1 protein-coding gene is annotated in these 219 nt (G+C 71.7%); it reads right to left on the reverse strand.

Going from position 1 to position 219, the window contains the following annotated elements:
* Positions 1 to 219 (reverse strand): alpha/beta hydrolase fold domain-containing protein (locus F6Q13_RS17925; RefSeq protein WP_293059429.1); only part of this gene is annotated, 219 nt, incomplete at both ends.

Consider the following 219-nt stretch of genomic DNA (forward strand, 5'->3'; position numbering starts at 1 on the left):
CGGTGCCGATGTAGGCCGGCGGCAGACCGGAGAAGTCGGCGGCGTTGGCCGGGGCCAGCGTCACCGGCAGCCTGGCCGGGTCGCGCAGGTCGACGCCGGGCAGATACCACTGCAGGAACGCGTCGATCACCTCGCGGTCCAGCACCGGCGCGTCGGCGTTCTCGGTGAACGACGGCAGCGACAGGTCCCCGGTCACGCTCGGGTACCACAGCAGTTGGA

The sequence above is a fragment of the Mycobacterium sp. genome (genome assembly GCF_008709575.1).
Lineage (GTDB): Bacteria > Actinomycetota > Actinomycetes > Mycobacteriales > Mycobacteriaceae > Mycobacterium.